Below are 24,444 nucleotides of genomic sequence, written 5' to 3' on the forward strand. Positions count from 1 at the left end.
GTTTTCCATCAATCGAGGGACGCGTGTTGACATTCAGGGGGCGGGGGATTTGGGATATATTACCTACTATCTGTATACATTCTCTGCCGGCGCTCCGAATCCTTGCGTTTTGCAATAACTTAACATGATACCAAACTACATACATACATTTGACCTTAATTTTATCTTCAATTGTACTATCTCTATAATTTCATTCTTATCACAATCATTAAGGGTTCTATAAGCCTCAAGTAACTTTTTTTCATTATAGTCTTCATATGTAGTTCCATTTATCGAATCTACACCTGTTAATAACCAGTTTAGATTAACATTATATTGATTCCTAATTGATATTAATGTTTCCGCTGAAGGCTTGCTATTTCCCATTTCAATTTCACTCAGATTCCCTTGAGAAATTCCTATGTTTTTTGCAAATTGAGATTGGTTGAGATTATTCTCTTTTCTAATACATTTTATTCTATATCCAATTTCGGTCATACATTTCACCACCACTTATCAAATTTCAAGCAAAATTATTTCCCTCTAATAAAAGTGGGGAGCCCGAAATAATTTCTTCAGGCTCCCCTCTAGATGCGCTAGTCATTTCAATTGTGGTTCCACAGTTTTTTACTGGTTCCACACTTTTTTATCACTTGACAAGTGCCCTTATCAAAACAGCTTGCTTATTCCACCGTCACACTCTTCGCCAAGTTTCTTGGCTTATCTACATCATTGCCTCGTGCCAAGCTTGCATAGTAAGCAACAAGCTGCAATGGCACTACAGACAAGGCAGGAGACAAGCGAGACAGCGTAGCCGGCAATACGAACATGCCGTCAACCGCCTTCTCTACAGCGGCAGCATTCGCTTCGTCGGTAATCCCGTAAACGACACCGCCGCGCGCCTTCACTTCCTTGATGTTGCTTACCGTCTTCTCAACAAGAGCAGACTGTGTTGCCAACGCAATGACAGGTATGCCTTCTTCAATCAAGGCAAGTGTGCCGTGCTTCAACTCACCCGCTGCATACGCCTCGGAATGAATGTACGAAATTTCCTTCAGCTTCAGCGATCCTTCCAATGCTACCGCAAAGTCCAGACCGCGGCCGATAAAGAACATATTGTCATGCTTCGCAATGTCTTCTGCCACCCGCTTCAGCTCGTCAGATTGCTCCAAAATACGCTCCACCTGCTCCGGCAGTGCCTGCATCGCAGCAATCTGTTCGTTAATCCATGCTTGATCATGCAAGCCAAGAGTCTCAGCCCAGTACAAGCTGAATATCATGAACGCGATTAACTGCGATGTATATGCCTTTGTGGAAGCAACAGCAATCTCAGGCCCTGCCCATGTCACGATAGTATCGTCTGCCTCACGGGCAACCGAGCTGCCTACGACGTTCGTAATCGCCAGAACAGTTGCACCACAGCGTTTCGCTTCACGCAGAGCCGCAAGTGTATCCGCCGTTTCGCCAGATTGGCTGACCACGATAACAAGCGTCTGTGGTGTAATAATTGGCGAACGGTAACGATACTCTGAGGCGACATCTGTCTCTACAGGAACACCTGCACATTGCTCGATCAGCGTCCGTCCGACAAGACCTGCATGGTAGGCAGTACCGCAAGCGACAATATGCACATTGCGAATCTCTTTTAATTTCTCCGCAGTCAAATGCTTCAGTTCAGGAAGCTTGATTCCACTGCGATCTTCCTTCATTCTACCGCGCATTGTGTCGCGATATGCCTTAGGCTGCTCATGGATTTCTTTGAGCATGAAATGGTCGTAACCGCCTTTTTCCGCAGTAAGCACGTCCCAATCGACAACAATCATTTCCCGAGAAATAAAATTCCCCTCTAGTGTCATCAATTCGACAGCATCCTTAGTCAGTACCGCCATTTCGTTGTCGTTCAAAATATACACTCGACGCGTATATTGCAAAATTGCCGGAATATCCGAACCAATAAAGTTCTCGCCTTCCCCAATACCGATAACGAGTGGGCTTGCGAAGCGAACAGCAACCAGCTTATCCGGCTCATATTCTGTCAGGACAGCCAGTGCATAAGCACCGCGCATACGCGCTGTAGCCTTTTGCACGGCCTTAACGATATCCCCGTCATACTCTCGAGCAATCAGATGAGAGATGACCTCTGTATCCGTCTCAGAAAGGAATGTGACACCGGAAGCGATTAGCTCTTCCTTCAGCTCCATATAGTTCTCGATAATGCCGTTATGCACAACAGAGAACTTCATCGATGCATCTGTATGTGGATGTGAATTCTCATTCGACGGCTTGCCATGCGTCGCCCAGCGAGTATGACCAATACCTACAGTACCTCGCAGCGGCTCCTCCTCCAAATGAGAAGCGAGCACAGCAAGTCTGCCCTCCGACTTGCGCACTTGCAAGCCTTCCGGTGTGAATACAGCAATACCAGCAGAGTCATAACCGCGATACTCCAGCTTGCTGAGTCCTTCCAACAACACCGTTTGAGAATTTCTAGCTCCAATATATCCGACAATACCACACATAATATAGACCTCCGATTATTCGCGGCCTCTCCAGTAGGCGACGTCGCACACAGAAGTCCATGCCCCATAAGCGTGAGTGCATAGCATTATTGGATTATTTTATAAATTCAATATACTCATGGATCACAAAGCAGGTCTATAGAATAGCCCCGCTAATCACTGATCGCCAAGCAGCCAACAAGCTCGCATAGCTGGCTTGGACTCTGTGCGCTCTGTCCATCCATGAGACAGCCCGATTCATAGTTATTATTAATTACTTTAATCCTTGATTGCGATAATAATTCGCTTCATGACAAATTGAATACAGGACTCTCATAGAAACCTTGCCTCTGCAAGTGTATCTATACCCTATATCACATACCTTCGTAAGCACTCGTTGTCAGGAAAGTCGCCTCTCCTGCATTCCGAACATGCTATTACGGTGCCGGTAACACACCGGGAGGTCCCCGCCGAACATTTCGAACACCTCCACCTCGTCCACTCGCTGCAATGGCCGATTCAGCAGCAAGCGCTGGCGCTTATTGAACGGTTGCCCGTTACATTGCCAACCTCACAATCCTCACTTTCTATATATGAATGAACTTCCTAACTCTTAGCTTCAAAACTAAGGAAGATACCGTCATCTCCCAGCATACACTGTTCCTGCATCATACACCGGCTTCTTGGTTGAGCAACAAGGCATCGGCTTAGCCTCGTCCACTCTGCATTAGCAGAACCGTGTTCTTTATTATATTCACTTTAGACAGTTTTCGCAACAATTGTACATAAAATAGGAAAAAAGCCATCTACCTGACATCGTCAAGTAAACGGCTTTCAGCAAGTCCTATTAAGCTAGTTCTATCTGTACAACCTCTACGATACGATTCACATAGCCCTCTATAATATCCGCCTCAGGACCTTCAGCCATAACACGAATCAAGGATTCTGTCCCGGATGGACGAACAAGCACACGACCATTATCGCCAAGCTCCTGCTCAACTTCCGCAATCACCTTTTCAATGGCTGCATTCCCCTGGTACTTCGACTTATCGCCAACACGCACATTCACAAGCACTTGTGGATACTTGCGCATTAAGGATTTAGCTTCACTCAACGATTGGCCATTCGCTTTCAAAGTAGCAACGAGTTGGATGCCAGACAGCATTCCATCTCCTGTCGTATTGTAATCCAAGAAAATAACGTGTCCGGATTGCTCGCCACCCAAGTTATATCCGCTGCGACGCATTTCCTCCATTACGTAGCGGTCACCGACTGCAGTCTTCGCTGTGTTCAAGCCATGCTTCTCAGCACCCTTGAAAAATCCAATGTTGCTCATTACAGTCGTTACGATAGTATCGCCATTCAAGCGTCCAGCCCGCTTCATTGCATCTCCGCAAATGAGCAGGATGAAATCACCGTCTACTTCCTCACCATGTTCATCGATCGCTATCAAGCGATCTGCATCGCCGTCGAAGGCCAAGCCCAAATGCGCCTTATGACGCAGCACTTCTTCCTTCAGCTTTTCTGGGTGCGTCGAACCGCAATGGTCATTAATGTTCAGGCCTGTAGGCTCCGCTCCAATTGCAATTACTTCTGCACCTAGTTCACGGAACAAGCGCGGCGCCAGCTCGTAAGCGGCACCATGCGCACAATCAAGCACAATGCGCATTCCATCGAAGCGTTGGTCAATTGTAGATTCAAGGTACTCGATATAGCGCCATTTCGCTTCTGTATCAACCGCTACCGTACCGAGACCTTCGCCGATCGGACGAGGAAGCTCGTCTTCGGCGGCATCCATCAATTGTTCAATCTCAAGTTCTGTCTCATCCAGCAGCTTATAGCCGTCGCTGCCAAAGAACTTAATCCCGTTATCCTGAACAGGGTTATGGGATGCAGAAATCATGACCCCTGCATCTGCCCCCATTACACGAGTCAAATACGCTACAGCAGGCGTAGACAATACGCCAAGCTGGATGACATCCGCACCAATGGACAGCAAGCCAGCTGTCAAGGAAGCCTCAAGCATACGGCCAGATATTCGCGTATCCATGCCGATAACCACCTTCGGCTTGCCCGATGCTTGCTTAGTCAGTACATATCCTCCGCAGCGTCCAATTTTATAAGCAAGCTCCGCAGTCAATTCCTGATTTGCTACACCGCGTACACCATCTGTACCAAAATATTTCCCCATCGTTCGCTTCTCCTTCATGCTGCTATTCACCAAATTGATCTTGGCGGTTATCGCCTGAAACGATAATTTCATGTTTGCAGCATCTTTATCACGTAAATTTAAACTTTCATTATGCTATTCATTCTTAGATGTTACGCTCGCTAGCCGGCGTGATCTGCGGAGCCAGTAACCGCATCAACTGGTGATCCTTCCGATTCATTTGAGGAAGGTGGATTTGTATCATGTGTTCCAGTCGAAGGATTACCTGAATGCCCTGTCTCATTCTGGGTTCCTGATGACGAGCCGTTGCCTACATCCTCTGGGATCGATGTAGGTGGCTTTGGATCAGGCAATGTCGTTACAGGAGCTTCCGTGTCCTTAATCACAACCTTGATTGTCAATGGAGCTGGATCCACTCGTCGAACGAACCGAGGCAAATTCACCTGCAAGTTCACTGTATGCTCACCAGGCGGTAAATCATTCACGTTGGCAATCAACTGAATATCGCTTACCTTGAGCGCGTCAATCAAATTTGGAGCACCGACAACAACAACGTCCATCTTGCGGGAAGCCGGTTCCGCAATCGTCGTCTCCAGACGATCATTGTCGCCCGTAAGGGTAATCGGCACATTCAAAATCGTCCGCTGCTTTACACCTGAGATTTGCAGCTCGACAGCAATCTCACTCGGTTCTATTTTCTCAATGTTCGGTGGCGGCGTCAATTGTACCTTTAATTTATACGTTCCTGGCGCTTCAAATTGGCGTAAATCGACATGTACATTGTCAATGTATTCGATTTTATCCAGCGCTTCCTGAGGGCCATATAGGGTCACCTGATTTACATCTGGTGACAAGACTGACACAGCTAGTCCTTCTGCCAATTGGCCTGTCAAATTCACCTGCAGCGGCACTGTCTTGAACGGCTTCGTGATTGGCACTTCGACCTCCACGAATGACGGTGTCAGAACAGCTCCTTCAACTTCCTCGCCTCTTGCATTATAAGCAGTCAGTTTCACCCGCTTCGAGATGACAGACTCATTCGCCTTATCCACATTTACCGTACCTACTATCGATTTTACTTCAGCCATACGGGATGCAGGAAGTGTCACATGGACCCGGTTCGAAGGGCGCACGATTGGAGTTCCAGCCTTATATCCATTGGCAGGGGTTCCTTCTGTACGTACTTGTACCTCAAATTCCTTCGTCTGCACATCTTCTAGCTCAATCGTAGCACTGCTCGGCTGCATCGACAGCAAATCGATCCCCTGCGGCAGATCATGACGGAGCTGTATCACATGCTTTCCTTTCCCATAACCGGTTAAGTCCAGTGTTACTTTATAATCCTCCGGCAATGCAGATGCAATCGCTGTTCGCTTCCCACGAACCTGGATCCGCACCTTATCCGGCCGTATGGACTTAATCACCTGCTGCTTCGTATCCAATCCTACAATTCGGACTTGGACATCATCTATCCAGCGTGATTCCATGAGCGGCTGTGGAGCAGTTGGTGTCGTATCATCCTTATGTACTACAGCGAATAACAGTACTCCCAATACTAAAGCAATAATCTTCGCTGTATTATTGTTCATTAACCACTTATCCATGATGCTCACCTTTTCGTTTCCAGAACAATCGCAGTTCTTTCTTCGCCTTCGGCTTTAATTCATCGAACAGCTTGGATATGAGTGACTCTTCCTTAATATCACGCACAACTTGTCCATTTATCGCGAGCGATACTTGGCCTGTTTCCTCTGAAACGACAACGGAGATTGCATCGCATACTTCACTGATCCCAATTGCGGCCCGATGTCTTGTTCCTAATTCCTTACTGATAAATGGATTCTCGGACAACGGCAAATAACAAGCTGCCGCTGCAATTTGGCTGCCTTGTATAATAACTGCCCCATCGTGCAGTGGTGTATTCGGTATGAATAGGTTAATGAGCAGCTCGGAACTGATACGCGAGTCCATGGCAATCCCTGACTCGGTATATTCATTCAGCCCAGTTACACGCTCAAATACGATGAGCGCACCAATCTTCCGGCGCGACATATAATTAACCGCCTTAATTAGCTCACTAATTACACGAGCTGTTTCATCTTCTTGTACTACTGCACGTCCGCCGAACATTTTCCCCCGGCCTAGCTGCTCTAAGGCGCGCCGCAGCTCTGGCTGGAAAATGATCACGATCGCTAACACCCCAAACGTAAACATCTGATTCATTAGCCACTTCAGCGTATACAAATCAAACCACGTACTAATCGCCCAAGTAACAACGAGGATAAATATCCCCTTCAGAAGTTGGACAGCACGCGTCCCACGGATGAGCACGAGCAGCTTATAAATTACATAACTAACGATTAAAATATCAATGATATTCTTGATCGTGTCCTTCCACGACATGTCCGCAAAATAATTCATGCAGGTACCCCCGGCGTTCGTTTCCCCTGATAAGATCCTGATGAGAAGATGAAGCATCTCTCTACGTATAACTATAACCTTTTCGTCATCATGAAGCAAAATTTATATTCCAGCCTTATCCATGCTTACAAAAAAGCCCTCCTGCAATAGCTGCAGGAGAGCCTCGGTACAACAGATACGGATGCTGACTTATGGCAGCGACGGCCCTGTGCCGAACAAGTTCGTAAGCTGGTACCACATCCAGCTTAGAGCTTCGTCGATTTGGTGAACCGATCCCGAAATATTTGCCGTAGATGCTTGATACAACTTACCGTCAATGACAGTAACATCGCCCTTCACCTTGCCGTACACTTCCGCGACTCCGTTATGGATCGTTAAGTTACCTGATATTACTTTATCCGAAGGTACGATGACCTTATTGTTCTCTACGACAACCCCATTCAGGTCAGCGCCCTTGACCATAAGCTGCTTATCCGCATTCCACATACTTAGCGCGCTTGTCATCATGACCAACACAAAGACGGCTGCTACTGTAATGGCCGGGTGACGTTTGACCCACAGCATAAACGCACTTTGCTGCTTCGGCTTCGGAATAACGCTCATGACCCGTGCCGTCAAATCATCCGATACAGGCTGCACACGGTGATTGAAGCTGTACAGCAGACGATCCATCTCTTCTAACTGACGAAATCGTTCGCGGCAATCCGGGCATGCAAGCATATGCTGTTTCAATTCGAGTGCATATTCCGGTGTCAAATCGTCATCTAGTAAATCATGCATTAATGAGACGGCTTGTTTGCAATCCATTTGAGCCAACCCTTTCATGGAGTCTCCAATCAGATACGGCAGCTCATCCTATAAAGAATGAACTTGTCTGTGACATATCGTCATGCGCCGATGAGTCCTTTCCAGCAATGTACACATTTTGGCCAAGGCTCATTCGGCTTGTTATACGATACGACCTGAATGCAAAATAGTTTCACTCTTTAGCCTGCTATTTTTTATCAGATTTTACGTTCCAGCTTCTTGCGGAGAAATTCCCTTCCCCGGTGCACCCTTGTCTTGATTGTGGTTACGGGCATATCCAGCACATCGCTAATTTCCTGCAGCGACATATCCTTTAAATAACGAAGCACCATCACGGTCTTATACTTGGCAGGGAGACTTTCTATTGCCTCATGAACCAATTTCTGCGTCTCACTTACCAGCAAGTACGTCTCCGGCGTGCGATCATCGCTAGGGATCATTGCATACCCATCGATACCCTCCTGATCATTCATCTCTGCATCAAGAGAATAATTTGGCTTCCGTTTGCGCAAGCGATCAATGCACAGATTCGTTCCGATCCGATAAATCCAAGTTGAAAATTTCTGATTTTCATCGTATCGATCCAAGTTGCGATATACGCGCAGAAATGTATCTTGAACAACATCTTCTGCTTCGTGCCGATTGCTCAGCATGCGATAGGCAAGATGGAATATTTTATCCTTATATAAATCGACAATCTCGGCAAACGCTCGCGTATCCCCTTTTCGAGCCAATCTCGCGAGCCGTTGTTCTAGCGTATCCAAGCGGTCTCCCTCCATCCTCACTGCTCGTTATGCCGATGTCTTTCTCCATCATTGGGCTCAATGACAATGCCGGACATCGTAAGCAGGAATGCGAACCTTGGGAGCAACGTAACTCACTGTGCTCACGAACATCACCAATATTTTAGCAATGCTCAATGGCTCATCCGGGAAGTTCTGTTCCCTGCTTGCCGCTGCCCTAGGGTATGGGTGTGTCGTGAAGGAGCAATGCTGCTCTTTCTCGCCAGCGCACCCTTTCCGATGCTTAAACACAGGAAAAGTCGAGCCTTGATCGCTCAAGACTCGACTGCATCGTCGCTACTTCGTGCTGTTTACGTATCGACGTAGCCTGCGGAATCGATCATTCCGACATTATCAACCTGTATTCCGAAGTCCAGCTGCAATACCGTTAATGGTGAGCAATACTTCACGCAGCAATACCGTGTCATCCTCACCGTTCTCGCGAAGCGCACGCAGCTCTTCCAACAGTTCAACCTGCATATAGCTTAGCGGATCCACATATGGATTGCGCAAGCGAATCGATTCCTGGATGACAGGAACATTGTCGAGAATATCCTCTTGTCCGGTAATTTGCAGTATTAATGAAGAGGTTAATTTGAATTCTTCCTCTATTTGAGTAAAAATACGCTCGCGAATCGTCTCGTCCTTAATCATGCCCGCATATTCCTTGGCAATGACAAGATCCGCTTTCGCAAGTGCCATCTGCAAGCTGTCGATCATAGATTGGAAGAAAGAATAATGTTGATACATATGGCGCATCGTTTCCATATTCTCTTCCTTGCCTTGATAGAAGCTTTGCAGTCCTGTTCCAGCTGCGTACCATGCAGGGAGCAGGTATCGGCTCTGTGTCCATGCGAATACCCACGGAATCGCACGCAAATCCTCAAAGCGGTCGCTATTTTTCCGCTTGGAAGGACGTGAACCGATGTTCAGCTCTCCAATTTCCGGAAGTGGTGTGGACTCCTTAAAGAATGTCATGAAATCCGGATCACGGAAGATCAAGTCCTGATACTTCTTCAAAGAAGCTTGGGAGATGCTCTCCATCAGATCCTTCCACTTGGATTCATACAGATCCGTATGCGGAGTACGAGCCAGCATTGCCGCTTGAATGAGCGCAGAAGTAGCCTGCTCCAAACTTCGATATGCAATGCCTTGTACAGAGTAACGGGAAGACAGCACTTCACCCTGCTCCGTAATCTTGATTCCGCCACCAATCGTATGAGGAGGCTGAGCCAAAATACTGCGGTTCAATGGCATACCGCCACGACCGAGTGCACCGCCGCGTCCATGGAAGAACTTCAATTTTACATCGTAATTCTTCGCAGTCGCAGTCAGTTCCTTCAGAGCCATGCGAAGTTCCCAGTTCGCCGTAAATGCCCCGCCATCCTTGTTGCTGTCTGAGTAACCAAGCATGATCTCCTGCAAATCATTCATCGCCTCAACAGCACTGCGGTAAATCGGCAAATCGAACAGCGTCTTCATGATCGCTGGTGCAGCATGAAGGTCATCAACCGTTTCAAAGAGCGGAACAGCCTGCAAGGTGCATTGAACCTTGCCCTTCTCTTTGCGGAACAAACCGACTTCCTTCGCAAGCAGCATTACCTCAAGAACGTCGCTTGCTGCCTCAGCCATACTGATCAGATAGCTGGTAATACATTTTTCACCGAATTCCTTCTGTGCATCATAGACGATACGATACACATTCAGTACTTCAGTTGTGGACTCACTGTATTGAATATATTCCGATATCAATGGACGCGGGTCATTCAACAATTGATTAAGAAGCTCAATCTTCTCTTCTTCACTCAAACTGCTGTAGTTGTCCACGATATTCATATTAGCCAAAATTTCCGTCATCGCATTTTCATGCTCTTTGCTATGCTGACGAATATCGAGTGTCGCCATGTGGAAGCCGAACAGTTCTACTTGACGAATCAGTTTCTTCACATACGTGTCTGATACATAATCCGCGAAATGGTGTCGCAAGCTCCGGTCGATTATTTTCAGATCTTCCAAGAACTCAAGCGGCGTATTATAACGCTGCATTGTCCCCTTCGTCGACTCATCCAGTATATTATTCAACTTCTCGAACATGTAGATCAGCTTAATACGGTACGGTTCCTTCTCGTTGTTCCAGAACCCCGCATGCGTCAATGTTACATTGCGGCTGTCCTCAGCAATAGAGGAGAGCAATTCTTCGGACACCGATACAATTGATGTGCTGAAGCTTAGCGTACGGAACAGCGATTTCAAGCGTTCTTCGTATTTGCGAATTGCAAGTGTACGCTGCATTTTCAGCGTTTCCCATGTTACATCATGGGTAACAGAAGGGTTGCCGTCACGGTCGCCACCAATCCAGGAGCCAAAGCGAAGGTAAGTTGGCACATGCCATCCCCCTGATGGATAATACTTATCCAGGCAGCGCTCCAATTCATGATATACATCAGGCAATACATCGAACAGCGTTTCATTGAAATAGAACAAACCATTTCGCACTTCATCGAGTACAGTAGGCTTGCGATCACGCAGCTCGTCCGTTTGCCAGAGTGTAATGACTTCGTTCAACAGCTTATCTCGCAATTGTTCGCGCTCACGATGAGTCAACGTTGGATTGTCCAACATCGTAACATCATCTGCAATACGCTTGTGAATATCGAGAATGGCCCGACGCATCGCCTCAGTCGGGTGCGCCGTTATGACAAGTTCCAAAGAAATGCTTTCAATTATTTCTTGCAATTGTTCTTCGGACACTTTGCGCTCCTTCAACTCCATGATCACACTTTCAATGGATCCTGGTTGAATGCTTTCGCCGGCAGAGCGTTCATAATCGCGTTTACGACGGATCCGATGATTCTGTTCTGCAATATTCACTAACTGGAAGTAGATAGCGAATGCACGAATCACTTGATGTCGGATTTCGGGGTTCAACGTATTGATGAGTTGCTTAAACTCCTCATACAACTCGGGTAAAAATACGGCACGCAATGATTTACTGAGTTCGCGGATCTTCTCCACGATATTAAGCAATTCATTACCACCTTGATGGACGAGCACTTCGCCGAGTATATTACCCAGAAAACGAACGTCCCGCCGCAACATATTGTTAGAATTCACCTTGTTTGCGGTTAACGTTAGATCAGTCATTCGTCTCCCCCTATCTCTGCAATTCAGTTCATTCTGATAAAGACTTTCTTAACATCATACTACAAATTGAGACGAAAATCTTTACTTTTCATTGAAAAAATCGCACGTTTGAATTGTATCCCCTTACATTGGTTCGGGTTTACAATTTGTTGTTTTCGGATATCGTCCCCCTCTCTCCTCGTCTTACAATTTGGTTTATGTATAGCAATAATCCTACTCATTATATTTCGTGTACCGCCCACAATTGATACATGATCGTCAGCTGAGCAAAGCATTACCGAATTTCATCAAAATAAAAAACGCCTCTCGGCGTTGATTTCATGATGAGTAATGATGGAAATACTCCGGTCGCTATCGCGCCTCCCCATTGTCGGCACCTCACGCTATCTCCCGGACGCGCGACCTGAACCGGTATTTCAAGAAGTAGCAGCGCGGCATTCAACATGTCTGATCTGAAAAAATGGAGCCTCTCAGATCCATTCGGTTATTGTTCATGTTGACGCTCGTACAACTTGAGTATTTCCTCGAAGTCTTACGGACGGTCGAACCCTGGGCTTCTCATCCCATCTATACATACAAAAAAAAACGCCCTTCGGCGTTACTTTTTAAATGGAGCGGGTGATGGGAATCGAACCCACGCTACCAGCTTGGAAGGCTGGAGTTCTACCATTGAACTACACCCGCATATTTAGATGGTCGGGACGACACGATTTGAACATGCGACCCCCTGGTCCCAAACCAGGTGCTCTACCAAGCTGAGCTACGTCCCGATACTGTATTTAAAATGGCGCGCCCTGAGAGATTCGAACTCCCGACCTTTTGATTCGTAGTCAAACGCTCTATCCAGCTGAGCTAAGGGCGCATATATAATGGAGCGGACAACGAGATTCGAACTCGCGACCCTCGCCTTGGCAAGGCGATACTCTACCACTGAGCTATGTCCGCAAATTGTGGTGTAAAACGAAATGTCAGAAGCGACAAGTAATAATATATCATAAGGTATTTAGTTATGCAACCCCTATTTCAAAAAAATTATAAAAACCTTAAAAAACACTGTTTCTAAGCCTTGGGGTGGGGTCTTTGGCGGAATTATTAATGAAAATTGGGAAGTATTCATTAATTCTAAAGACGGCCATTGCTTTTCTCCATCGAGTAGCGGCCTCACGCGTTTGCTCTGTATGTCGTGGGCGTCGTCCATAATCTTGTCGGTACTGTATGATTGTTTCCTTATGTTCAGGTAGCATCATTCGGCTGGCTTACCCAAATCCCCTTCCCCTGTAGTTTCTTACTCATTTGCAATGGCCTTCAATCTTCGCTGCTCTGTCTCTTGTCTGTCCGGGTCAGTAAATGTGCTTGCTCGAATGATTGATGCTTCTCCGAATTTGTCATTGATACTATCCATTACACTTTCGATTTTCCTCTTGTTCTCCCTATCCTCATCGAACAAAGATAATTGATAAACCGAAGCGTCCGTAAAATTCATCCAAACTTCTTCATAGTAAACAGGCTGCACATCCATACTAAGAAAAAGGCAAGGAGCTGTCGACAAAATGAGTATATTTACGGAAGTTGCCCAAGAAAATCAATCACAGGAAGGAACCGAAATTCAAAAGGTTGCGGATGTGATCATCGAGCAACTGCAATTGTGGGGCGTCAAGCGGATTTACGGGGTGATCGGGGACGCCATTTTTGGCTTAATGGAGGGTCTCTCTCGCCAGAATGATTTGGAATGGATTGGCGTAAAACATGAGTCTGTCGCTGCCATGATGGCGTCTGCCGAAGCCAAATTAACCGGTCGAATCGGAGTTTGCGCCGCGCAAATGGGACCAGGCTTGACCAATTTAATGACTGGCCTAGGAGACGCATACTTAGATCGCGTTCCCGTATTGGCCCTATCAGGTCAAGCGCCTACCCGCAAGATCGGAACGACGTATAAGCAGTATATCGATCAGCAGGGACTAGTTCAGGCGATTACCGGGTTCAGCCGGATTGTCATTCATCCCAATGCAGTCATTGATGCCTTAGCACAGGCCATGTTTACCGCAGTGGAACAGGCACTTCCCGTTCATCTTTCCATACCTTCCAATCTATGGGCACTTCCCTGCGGGGCAAAACCGCGCGAACCGATTCGAATCGCAAATCTACTAGCTGGACAGAGCCAAATCCGACAAGCGGCGAATCTTATGCTTAAGGCGAAACGCCCTGTAATCCTTGTTGGCAATCGAGCAAATCTTGCCTGTAATGCGATCCGAAAATTGGCTGATCGCTGGGGATGCGGAATTGTCATGAGTTATGGAGCAAAGGGAATTATAGCGGATTCTCACCCTTACCTGCTCGGCGGTTTGGGCGAAGGAGGAAATCCTTTTGCAAGCGACTTATGCAAACAATCGGATGTCGTCCTTGCCATCGGTACTTCCTGGTGGCCGGAATATCATGTCCCTGAACATGCGCAAGTGATCCATATCGAAGAACGGATATCAGCTATCGGAAAGGTCATTCCATCACAAGTCGGGATCATCGGCAATATCGGAGAGATACTTCAAGCACTTACAGAAGGCATGGCAGACTATCGTCCAAATCCCGATTGGCTGCAACTCGTGAACCAATGTAAACAAGCCTGGAATGAACAAAATAAACTCGAACGTGCCATCTCATCGTCACCCCTTCATCCCGCACTGATCGTCAGCATTGTTGAACAAAACATTGATAAGGACGCCATTATTGCGCTGGATGAAGGTGATGTCACCTTATGGTTTCTAAGAAACTTCAGGGGAACAGCCCATCAATTGGTGTTGTCGGAGCGTTGGAGAACGATGGGGTTTGGATTGCCGGCCGCAATGGCAGCAAAATGTTCATTCCCGAACAGGCAAGTCGTTTGTGTTACGGGGGACGGCGGATTAGGAATGGTACAGGCCGATTTGATTACAGCCGCACGTTACAGACTTCCCATAACGGTCATCATTTTCAATAATGGAACCCTGCAAATGGAACACGACAAAATGATGATGAAACATCTCCGTCCATTTGGGACGGACATCTCAAACCCGAATTTCGTCCAAATTGCGGAAGCATCTGGATGGGTGGCCAAACGAGCAGAAACAAATGATGAGCTTCGCATCGCCTTAGATGAAGCGAAATCAACCTCCAAACCTTACCTGATCGATGTCCAGACAGCAAAAATAACGCATCCAGATTTTCAAATTCAAAAATAAAGGAGCATGTTTTTATGACAACGGCAGCCGAAAAACATCCTGCATCCGTATCCATGCCTAAACCTCCTTATCCACTTCAGCACCAAGATAAGCAGCCTGGTATTGAGTCTGTGATGAACCCGCGTCCTATTTATGACGACCCGAACTACAAACCGGGTGGCAAACTGAAGAATAAAGTGGCCATCATTACCGGAGGAGACAGCGGCCAAGGACGAGCCATAGCCGTGGCCTTCGCCAAAGAAGGCGCAGATGTCGTCATTGTCTATCTGAACGAACATTCAGATGCTGAAGAAACCAAACAGGTTGTCGAGCAAAAAGGACGCAAATGTCTGTGTATTGCCGGGGATCTTGGCCAAGAAGCTTTTTGCAAACAAATCGTGGAACAAACCGTTACACAATTCGGCAGGCTGGATATTCTCGTGAATAACGCGGCTGAGCAGCATATTCAGGACAATTTCGAAAGCATAACATCCGAACAGATGGAAAGAACGTTTCGAACCAACTTTTTCTCGGTATTTTATTTAACGAAGGCCGCTCTTCCCAACATGAAAAAGGGCAGCAGCATTATCAATGCCGCCTCTCTTACTGCCTATGAGGGGAATGAACAGCTCATCGATTATTCAGCCACCAAGGGCGCCATCGTTGCTTTTACCCGGTCGCTCTCGAAATCGTTGCACAGCAGAGGCATTCGAGTGGAAGCATATGGACGCCTCTTATTCCCGCATCTTTTCCTGCCGCTCAAGTCGCGAAGTGGGGAGAGAAAAATCCGATGGGACGTGCAGGGCAACCTTGCGAGATCGCACCCGCGTATGTATTTCTGGCATCGGAAGACTCATCGTATATTTCCGGACAATTCATCCATGCCACAGGTGGCGTTATTGTGAACAGCTGAGAAGTTCCAGCTTCGTGCAACAAGGGACTATCATTTCTACAAGCGACGGTCAAACAACTAAATTTGGGACAGCAAAGTAAATGAAAAGAGCCATGGGATTCTTTAAACTGCACTATGCTCCTTACTCCCTATAGACAGCAAAAACCCTTGTCCGACAAGGGTTTAATGATATGGTGCGCGTAGAGGGAATTGAACCCCCACGCCAAAGGCACTAGATCCTAAGAGTCTAGGGGATGCGTTTTACTCGTTTCGCCTAATTCTTGATACATAAGGGTTTGCCGGTTATCCACAGGGTTTTATTCTCCTCTGATTTACCCTGTTTGTTAATAAGTCCGTTAACAAATCCGTTACCATGGTTAGCAACTCATTACATCAGTTTAAATCATGTTTCTTCCTATTATAATGTATTTTCAAAATTGTACCTAATTAATGCCAACAAGTAAAACCTCGAATAGTTCGATTCTTTGTCACAGATAGGACTCTTCTACAACACAATTCAATGGTTATATATGGTATATTGGGAATGTATACCATTACCTTACATTTCCAAGGAGGTTACTATGAAAAAGTCATTAGTTGTCATTTCAACAGTACTGATGTTATCAACATTTACTGGTTTCGCTTCTGCTGCGCCTGATTCAACTAGAATCGTACCAACTCAATCAGAAACTCTTTCAATTGAAACCGACTACTTAGAAGGAGATGTTCATCACGTTGGGTACGAATCCTTCCAGAGATCATTTACTGCAAACATCCATGCTGGAAGATTTATGGATATTTATGTAAAAAATGATGGCCCAGGAACAGTGTACATGACGTTAATGAAAGATGGAAGAACTTATGCGACAGACATTCCGATACCTTCAGGCCAACAAAAATAAAGACAGTTGGGGTTCATGGCGGCATTATTAATGAAAAGTGGGAAGTATCCATTAATTCTAAAGACGGCCATAACATGGACTTCCAGTTTAAGATAAGACAATATAAAAACAAATGATCAAAAAAAAGCCTCGGAGTATTCCGGGGCTTTTTTTAATGGATGGTTCATCTTTTTCAAACCAGAATTCAGGTATACTTTCTTATTCCAAAACATATAGAGAAAACCAGTTTTAAGTGAATTTTCCTTTACTAGCACTCATTCTGATTCCCCAATGTCCTATTAAAAATGTTCAAAGAAAATAAAGTATTTTCTTAGTGTTTAGATAAGACAAGGCTCTTTTTTAAACATTACATGCTACCCGTGTATGTTTCTTTAATTAGTAATTGGAAATGGAATATAATGAGAAGGACGCAGCCCAAGCGAAGGAGTCGGAGCGTCTTTTTGTTGGACTAACAGGTAGCATAGTTTAGCCAAAGCGGAAGCTCTCAGACAAATAGCTTTTTGCAGAAAGGCATCTCTAAGCCTTAGTCTTATACTGCACCGTGTCTCTAATATACTAGCGAGCGGGCGGAATGCTCTGCGGGAAATGAAAGAAATTTTTTGGATCATATTTCCTTTTCACACGCGTTAGTCGTTCAAAGTTAGCGCCGTAGTACGCCCGGGGCCATTTCTTGATGGAGAGGTCTGGTGTATTGACATAAACTCCATGAGTAAATGGAAGCAACGCTCGGCGAAAGTCCTCCACCCAGCGGATTCCCTGCTTGTTCTCTACCGATGTACCTAAAGTAGCCTGGATTGTTACGTCTGACCAAGCCCTACGCCAAAAGTAAGCTGTAGCCCGACTCGGCACGTTGGCCACCGCCCCGTACAAGCCATGAAAAAAGGCACCTGCCGAGGAGGTAGGTGGATTTTCAATAAAGCGCCTAATGGTGCATATGCCATTTTCCGGTAGGTGTTCGACATAAGGAGCTACACCCTTAAAGGGATAAGGTTGTGATACCTGGCATCCGCTATCCGATTTACGGAATCGATCCATGTTATCTCTTCAATGGATACGTTCCGTGGTGATCCAGTCTGCAGTAATGGCTGGAGTAATTGTTGCAGCTCGGTGATTGAACCGAGAAATACACATTGAAAGAATATAGGCTTCTCTGGGGGCCCTTGTAGTCCGTTATTAATGGCGAGAAGTGGACCCAATCTCGGGTCTGAGCCGGGAGCAGTAAGCTGTTGCCATGTGCGTATTACTTGTTCCATATCACGTAAGTCCCAGGTGATTTCGGCATAGGCGACATTTTCGATGTGGTGAGTACGGAAACGGTACTTGGTACAGATGCCGAAGTTGCCTCCCCCACCTCCACGCAACGCCCAAAAAAGGTCAGCATGGTTGTTGACGTTAGCATGGAGCACACGGCCGTCGGCAGTGACTATTTCAGCATCGAGTAAGTGATCCTGCGTGAGACCATATTGTCGAGATAGAATACTGTGACCGCCTCCTAAGGTAACCCCTCCGATGCCTGTTGTTCGGCAGAGTCCGACCGGAACAACAAGTCTCTCCTCCCAAAGCGCCTGATTCAACATACCGCCACGGATCCCGGTTCCTACAGTGGCAGTGTTGTTCTCTCGGTTCACATCCACCTCATGCAAGTTGGTCACATCAATCACAATTCCCCCAGTGACGACTGATAATCCCTCGTAACTGTGACGTCCGGAACGTATACGGAGCGGTACGTTATAATAGCGAGCCCAGCGAACAGCGTTCACGACATCTTTAGTTTCCTGAGCGAAAACAATGACTCGAGGGAATTTGTTGAAGTAGCGGTTAAACTCCTGCCGCGCGTTTTGATATTCCGGATTACTTGTCGAACAATGTTTCCGGTTAGTACAGGCGGTCTACCACGCCTCAGTACATGAAGGGTTTTTCCTCTACTGAAGGGACCAGTCCCTTTTTTTTCGTTTTTCTCCTAATATTAAGGCGCTTCACAACAAGCCCTTTTCTTAGGAAGGATTTAATTGGTACTTTTACTTTACGGTACTTCTTTTCGCCCATTCATTTCACATCCCATCGCTTTATTATTCCACATCTATGAAACGGACGATTTGATAAGACATAATTAATAAATGATCGGTATGATAAAAGTGTATAGATGATTGCCTCGGGCATGTTGTTTATTTTCCTGGAGCATTGAAGTCTTCTATAAAGTATTTGCGGTGTGGTGGCTGGTACAAAAATAGGGAATTGGGCTGTGAAGTCGTATACATATTTTTTGTGCAGCGACCTCTCAGGGAATAACCGCTAAAAAAAGGTTTGAAGCCAGCAAGTATTCCTGGATTTTTTTAACAGAAATGAAGCGTTCCATGTTCTTGGCACTGCATAAATCCATGAATAGTAACCTGCCACTATGGTTACTAGACGAGATTTATATTCATTTAAGTTTCATTCCTCCCATAGTAGAAGATGTACTCATTACACAATGAAAATTGAATACACTGTAGAAATGGTTTAATGATCTGTCCATTACCATCCCCTTTTTAACGCCATTAACCTAACATCATCCCAATAGATACTCTATTAACTTGTATACACTTATAATAGTAGAAGTCGTTTTATATATGACTTGGCTATATCCTAAACAAATAGAACTAGATTTTGATGAAATGTAGTAAATCCTTTTCCCTTCTAAATCAGATCTTCTGCAATATTAATGATTGGTTGTCTATCATTAACTCGCAAATAAATAAGAGCCATGGGATTCTTTGATATGTTCCCCTTATAGTAGAGATTTACCTCGATCTATGCATAAGAAAAAGCCTCGGAGTATTCCGGGGCTTTACTTTGGTTGGAAAAACAGATTAATAAGCCCCGCAAATAGCAGGGCTTTTTTTGATTTACTCTCCAAGAAACTCCTTTCACCATGCCTTGCCTTATGCATCTTTAAATCCCCCTTTTCCATTTGTATCTTACATGCCAGTTATTATGCATCTACTCCGCTCCCTTTTGAACTATACAGTTATGATTGAGTACACTGTCCTTCCATCACCGCGCAATTTCCTGTCTGCTTATTGTGTTGATCCCGAGCCATCAAGGAATGCCATCTCTGAGTGTGCCGCTACCGATCTTCTATTTTATGGCCGTCCTAAATTCAGAAGCAGTGCATGATGTATTCGTCACGACTAGCCACAGATTCAGTCTCGCCCATATACAAGGCCTACGATATACATTTAGCAAGTGAGCAGAGATGACGAGTCAAACCTTTCATATTATATTGACGAATGGTCGATTAATTAGCTCGAAGCGCAATGATATGCTTAATGTTTGTCTTGCTTCTCCTGCCTTTCTAGTGCCTTCAGCTTTTTTAGAAACTCATTTCCTATGTCCACAAGTTTGATCTTGGTTTCAACTCGTCTTACTGAAAGCTCCTTACTGTAGGGCCTTCCAGAGCTTCCTTTGCCTCGCCGTTCCTCAAGATTCGCCATAAGCGGCGTAAAAGATCTCCAACGCTTCAAACTCTCTTTTGGTTTACGTGAACTAAGAATATCTAAATCAAAACCATCCTCAAGGAATAACTCATTTGGCGTTTTTCCAGCTTATAGGCTTTAACTGCAGCAAGTTTAAAGGCTGGAGTGAATGATATATTCATCTCTGATACACGAATTACGTTTGGAGTTTCTTCAAGTTTTTTTAATCTGTAATTCGCTATACCGCATGCTCATACTCCGTTCTCTATAAATAAATTGAATTATAAACATAAAGAACCCGAGAGAGGCACTTTTTTTAAGTGTCCATCTCTCGGTTCATAGTTCAGAAAGTGAAAGTGGAGCAAATTTTTTATTCGGTGAAATCTTTCTTCTAGCAGTAGTGAGCGGACTGTTGTCATCATCGTGGTGGATGTTTGGAGGAGTTTTATTAGAAACAATATTTATGTTATTTAATAAAGCTCTCAGACGTCTCCTATTAATAGGCTTAACTATAGGTTGTGGAGCAACAGGCTTGTTTATTGGGTTAGCAAGCCCGTTAGCAAATACAAGGAGCCTTGTGCTCCTTACTATCTATAAACAGCAAAAAAAACCTTGTCCGACAAGGGTTTAATGATATGGTGCGCATAGAGGGACTTGAACCCCCACGCCAAAGGCGCTAGATCCTAAGTCTAGGGGAAGTGTTTCACTCGTTTCACCTAAGTCTTGATACATAAGGTTTTTTCGGTTATCCACAGGGTTTTGTTCTCCTCTGATTTACCCTGTTCGTTAACAAGTCCGTTAACAAATCTGTTAGCATGGTTAGCAACTCATTACATCAGCTAAATTGTGTTTCTTCCTAATTATATGTATTTAAGAATTGTACCTAATTAGTGTTTACAAGTAAAGCCTCGAATAGTTCGGATCTGAACGAAAATAAAGTGTTTATACGTCCGAATCTATGAGGTTAATCCGCTGAGCTAACTTCGGGTGTATATATCACGGACACCCTATAGCATGTGAGCGATTAGAAGACTACTTAAAATTAACTAAGCCATAATAAGATCGTCATCAAAATGTTCAGAACTGCCCTTAAAAAGACGAAAGACGTGACTGGATTGATCACTCGCAGCGACCAAGTTACCATTACACGTCCTACGCTTATCATACACATACTCCAACAGGTCAGAAACTAAATCATCACGTTTCGGAGAGGAAATTGTCTAAGAATACCTCGATCAAAACTTCTTCTCCTACCTCAATAGTTAATTACTGACATAAACATTTCCACCAGTAGCTACATTTGAAGAAGTATTATTCCGAGCTATAATAACATATGTTCCAGCTCTAACATTTGTATAAGGCCTACTGTAGGCCGGGGCGCCTGCTGCTCCACCTACACTATGGTCGACACGAAACGACTCTAAGTCTCTTTGAGTTGAAACATTGTGAATAGTATAAGTGACATCAGCATTTTTACCCCAATTGCCATTGGACTCCATTACGTATTGGTCCACTCCAAGTGTAATAGTAGAACCAGCATCCACACGGAATGCCAGACCAACTTGTTTACTTTGATTAGGACCTAAACCATCATGCCAACTTGTACCCGAACTTGCAGCAAAGGTAGGAGAAGCTACCATAAAAGTGAGCAAAAAGGTGAAAACGGTCAAACACAAAAATTTCCCTGATTTTACCAAGACCACAACCCCTTTACATATTTAATACCTTCTATTCCATTTATATCACAAATTTTTCCTAATTACAAGAAATATTTGGTATGAAAAGTTATTTAATATAAAAAGTTATTTGGTAAAAATATTTTATCGTGAGGAAATTTTGAATAATAAGTTAGAAAGTTTAATAGATATTTATCGTTCAGGTTGGTTTCCTTTGGTACCGTGAGACGTTAGAAGTTTTGTTAGAAGTTTTTCGTCAAACAAAAAGGTGATCCAAAACAAATACTGGATCTCCTTTATTGTTGTTCTGCTGTGGCACAAGCAAGAGGTCTCGGAACTTTTTAGTTCAAAATTTTCTTCGAAACAGGCGGGAATTCATTTACAACTATTTCGTATGCGGCGTATATATTCTTGATCAAATCTATTGTTTGAGATTCCGTTCCATCCTCATTTACCTCAATCACCCCATGTATTAACCCTAGAGTGTAAGCCATGACATTAAACAAATCGTTTTGGGATATTTCCCTCATTTTATTTGCAATCGATTCTACTGTTAATTCCATAGTATTACCTCATTATTTGGAATTAGTTGGATAATAACATTATTACATATGAAGGTAAATGTGTATATAAAAAGCCTCGGAATAATTTCCGGGGCTTTACTTCTTTGGTGCCGGCCGCATATTGTCATAGACAGGCTTTTCGGTACAAAAATATACGCCGTCTATCCACCGCCCGGGCATCGCAGCCATGCAGCGGCACAGGTGTGGTGGTTTTTGATGATCTTTTTTAGGCATTGACCGCGACGAATACAATTCCTCTCTCCAGTCCTTCATGCTGTCCTCCCCTTCACAAGTCGCCAGGATAAGATACGTTCGATCCGGAACGGCCGCCAAGCCTTCGCCTTTATGCAGGTGGCATTGATTACGCCATCACGAATGCTCCGCACAACTATATGTCGTTGTGTAATTTCCTCATGCCTATCTAAGTAAATGATTTCAATTTCCCGCCCAATGTAATGTTCCAGATGCATGCTCATCATCTCCATAAGAACGTTTGTTCTTATTATATGCGTTGTACGTTCTGTATGCAATAGAAGAACTTATTACAACATCACGGGCTCATACATAAAAATTTACCCCTGTAAAAAAACTACGGGGGTAAATTTTCTGAATAGTATTCTATCTGAAGTCTAATCCATTTAATTAATGAAATTTTGAGGAACACATTCACGAACACCGGCATTTTTTAATGAATTAAATAAAGCTGCATCGATGATTAGTATAACATTTTCATCAGTTCCATTTTCTAAATCATAGATTACCCAGTATGAATTATCTACTGTAAAAATACATTTTCGTTCTAATTTAAAACCAGGTGGTACAGTTGGAAGTGTAACAACTGGTACACAAACGTTAGTATCTCCTTCGCCTTTGATAAAATTGAAAGTTTGCTGGTCAATTTCATAGATATTAACCGGATCAATCTCCACACCTTTATCAGGCACTGTAATTTCATCTTCAACTAATAGAAAAAAGCGTTCATTTCGAAAATTGAAAAGACATCTTGCCCCAACTTCAAATGACGCCATTTATATTCATCTCCTTCGCAATATTTGTATAGATTTCATATTGCTCTACATAATATGTTATATTAAAAGATTTGATAACGGCATGTACCAATTAGAAGAAAAATCAAGGTTTTAAACTAACTTCCTGATGGATACAGGCCCCTAGCCCTTCGGGGCGATGGTATGGTCGCGAATGTCCGCTAATGAAGGATATTAAAACAGAGTGTAGAACAAAGAAGGAGCAAACGTACCGTAGTTATAAAGGAGGTTTCTATGGATCGGGAATATAATAAGCAAGTAAATGATTCAATTTACAATTGTCTAAATGAAGAATTGCCAAAGTAATTGTGCTCAAACTGCAAAAGATATGCACATGAAAGATACAAGCAAGTCGAGGATGTTCATATTACTGATCAGCCTTTCGAAGTTGATTACATAATTCGTTGTAAATAGTGTGGGTATAAAAAACATTTGACGTTTGCGTTTGATCCAACTACTATCAGTTTTTCGTTGAATAAAGTAGAAGACATAGGTTTTTAAAAATTATAAACAACAAAGTGCCGTGAGAATCTTTCCTCAACGGCACTTGTTTATTAATTAGTATGCTCTCGCTGCTGATTCAAATGGATATTCAAATCCGCCTTTCGGGCTATGCGGCCATTTTTTAGTTATGGCTGGATCATAGCTCCGGTTAGAGTAATTGCTCCAACTGCAGAGAAAATTCATCGTATGCATGATGAGGTAACCGTTGAGGAAGCAGCGAAGTTTTACCGTGAATGCGAATATTAATCTCCGCCTGACGATGGCCAGAGGGAGAATGGCCGAAACCTAGCCCTTCGGGGCGATGGTCGCGGATATTGTTATGGTAGACTTTGTATAAATCAAAGGAGTTTATTTCGAAGTAAAAAAGAGGAACGTTAAGTTTCCCTGTTTCCAATATATGAAACTATGATATTA

Annotated in this window: 17 protein-coding genes, 4 tRNA genes and 1 pseudogene; 3 read left to right on the forward strand and 19 right to left on the reverse strand. The window is 44.4% G+C overall.

Annotated elements, in window-relative coordinates; genetic code table 11:
* Positions 1 to 135: 135 nt before the first annotated feature.
* The 13 genes from PAV_RS06260 to PAV_RS34510 all read right to left on the reverse strand — a co-directional run bounded on the left by PAV_RS06260 (position 136) and on the right by PAV_RS34510 (position 13,284).
* Positions 136 to 477: a helix-turn-helix domain-containing protein gene (locus PAV_RS06260; protein WP_005544421.1), complete on the reverse strand. Its 342-nt coding sequence runs from the start codon at positions 475 to 477 to the stop codon at positions 136 to 138.
* A gap of 185 nt (positions 478 to 662) precedes the next feature.
* Positions 663 to 2,498 (reverse strand): glutamine--fructose-6-phosphate transaminase (isomerizing), encoded by a 1,836-nt coding sequence (gene glmS / locus PAV_RS06265; RefSeq protein ID WP_005544423.1) that lies wholly within the window; start codon positions 2,496 to 2,498, stop codon positions 663 to 665.
* Between the two features lie 826 nt (positions 2,499 to 3,324).
* A complete protein-coding gene (gene glmM, locus PAV_RS06270) occupies positions 3,325 to 4,668 on the reverse strand; it encodes a phosphoglucosamine mutase (protein ID WP_005544425.1) in 1,344 nt (447 codons plus the stop codon).
* Positions 4,669 to 4,808: 140 nt separating this feature from the next.
* Positions 4,809 to 6,251 (reverse strand): CdaR family protein, encoded by a 1,443-nt coding sequence (locus PAV_RS06275; RefSeq protein ID WP_005544427.1) that lies wholly within the window; start codon positions 6,249 to 6,251, stop codon positions 4,809 to 4,811.
* Complete coding sequence (gene cdaA / locus PAV_RS06280) at positions 6,244 to 7,068, reverse strand: diadenylate cyclase CdaA (RefSeq protein WP_005544429.1); 825 nt, start codon at positions 7,066 to 7,068, stop codon at positions 6,244 to 6,246. The genes PAV_RS06275 and cdaA overlap by 8 nt, the downstream gene beginning before the upstream one ends.
* Before the next feature lie 189 nt (positions 7,069 to 7,257).
* Positions 7,258 to 7,875: a zf-HC2 domain-containing protein gene (locus PAV_RS06285; protein ID WP_040735545.1), complete on the reverse strand. Its 618-nt coding sequence runs from the start codon at positions 7,873 to 7,875 to the stop codon at positions 7,258 to 7,260.
* Between the two features lie 197 nt (positions 7,876 to 8,072).
* A complete protein-coding gene (gene sigW, locus PAV_RS06290; RefSeq protein ID WP_005544433.1) occupies positions 8,073 to 8,639 on the reverse strand; it encodes an RNA polymerase sigma factor SigW in 567 nt (188 codons plus the stop codon).
* Positions 8,640 to 9,011: 372 nt separating this feature from the next.
* Positions 9,012 to 11,801, reverse strand: coding sequence for a phosphoenolpyruvate carboxylase (gene ppc / locus PAV_RS06295; RefSeq protein ID WP_005544434.1), 2,790 nt, complete (start codon positions 11,799 to 11,801; stop codon positions 9,012 to 9,014).
* Positions 11,802 to 12,411: 610 nt separating this feature from the next.
* Positions 12,412 to 12,485 (reverse strand) — tRNA-Gly (locus PAV_RS06300).
* 9 nt (positions 12,486 to 12,494) lie between these two features.
* Positions 12,495 to 12,571 (reverse strand) — tRNA-Pro (locus PAV_RS06305).
* Between the two features lie 15 nt (positions 12,572 to 12,586).
* Positions 12,587 to 12,663, reverse strand: a tRNA-Arg gene (locus PAV_RS06310).
* 8 nt (positions 12,664 to 12,671) lie between these two features.
* Positions 12,672 to 12,746 (reverse strand) — tRNA-Gly (locus tag PAV_RS06315).
* Positions 12,747 to 13,086: 340 nt separating this feature from the next.
* A complete protein-coding gene (locus PAV_RS34510) occupies positions 13,087 to 13,284 on the reverse strand; it encodes a hypothetical protein (RefSeq protein ID WP_040735020.1) in 198 nt (65 codons plus the stop codon).
* A 67-nt stretch (positions 13,285 to 13,351) separates the two neighbouring features.
* Here PAV_RS34510 and PAV_RS06325 point away from each other — a divergent pair, with 67 nt between their 5' ends.
* From PAV_RS06325 to PAV_RS06335, 3 genes and pseudogenes are all read left to right on the forward strand, one after another.
* Positions 13,352 to 15,013 (forward strand): thiamine pyrophosphate-binding protein, encoded by a 1,662-nt coding sequence (locus tag PAV_RS06325; RefSeq protein ID WP_005544435.1) that lies wholly within the window; start codon positions 13,352 to 13,354, stop codon positions 15,011 to 15,013.
* 53 nt (positions 15,014 to 15,066) lie between these two features.
* Positions 15,067 to 15,905, forward strand: a pseudogene (locus PAV_RS06330) (SDR family oxidoreductase).
* Positions 15,906 to 16,465: 560 nt separating this feature from the next.
* Positions 16,466 to 16,786 (forward strand): hypothetical protein, encoded by a 321-nt coding sequence (locus tag PAV_RS06335; protein WP_005544437.1) that lies wholly within the window; start codon positions 16,466 to 16,468, stop codon positions 16,784 to 16,786.
* Between the two features lie 555 nt (positions 16,787 to 17,341).
* Here PAV_RS06335 and PAV_RS35620 read toward each other — a convergent pair.
* The 6 genes from PAV_RS35620 to PAV_RS06365 form a co-directional block, all read right to left on the reverse strand.
* Entirely contained in the window at positions 17,342 to 17,635 is a 294-nt protein-coding gene (locus tag PAV_RS35620; RefSeq protein WP_202950499.1) for a BBE domain-containing protein, read from the reverse strand.
* Positions 17,636 to 17,754: 119 nt separating this feature from the next.
* The gene (locus tag PAV_RS35625; RefSeq protein ID WP_005544438.1) at positions 17,755 to 18,546 is read right to left on the reverse strand and encodes an FAD-binding oxidoreductase; all 792 of its coding nucleotides are present in this window, start codon (positions 18,544 to 18,546) and stop codon (positions 17,755 to 17,757) included.
* Positions 18,547 to 21,503: 2,957 nt separating this feature from the next.
* Positions 21,504 to 21,938, reverse strand: coding sequence for a hypothetical protein (locus tag PAV_RS06350; protein WP_005544440.1), 435 nt, complete (start codon positions 21,936 to 21,938; stop codon positions 21,504 to 21,506).
* A 320-nt stretch (positions 21,939 to 22,258) separates the two neighbouring features.
* Positions 22,259 to 22,480: a hypothetical protein gene (locus tag PAV_RS06355; protein ID WP_005544441.1), complete on the reverse strand. Its 222-nt coding sequence runs from the start codon at positions 22,478 to 22,480 to the stop codon at positions 22,259 to 22,261.
* 269 nt (positions 22,481 to 22,749) lie between these two features.
* Positions 22,750 to 22,950, reverse strand: a complete 201-nt coding sequence (locus tag PAV_RS06360) for a hypothetical protein (RefSeq protein ID WP_005544444.1) — start codon at positions 22,948 to 22,950, stop codon at positions 22,750 to 22,752.
* Between the two features lie 168 nt (positions 22,951 to 23,118).
* Entirely contained in the window at positions 23,119 to 23,508 is a 390-nt protein-coding gene (locus PAV_RS06365) for a hypothetical protein (RefSeq protein ID WP_005544446.1), read from the reverse strand.
* Positions 23,509 to 24,444 lie beyond the last annotated feature (936 nt).

This window comes from Paenibacillus alvei DSM 29 (genome assembly GCF_000293805.1).
In the GTDB taxonomy this organism is placed as follows: domain Bacteria; phylum Bacillota; class Bacilli; order Paenibacillales; family Paenibacillaceae; genus Paenibacillus_B; species Paenibacillus_B alvei.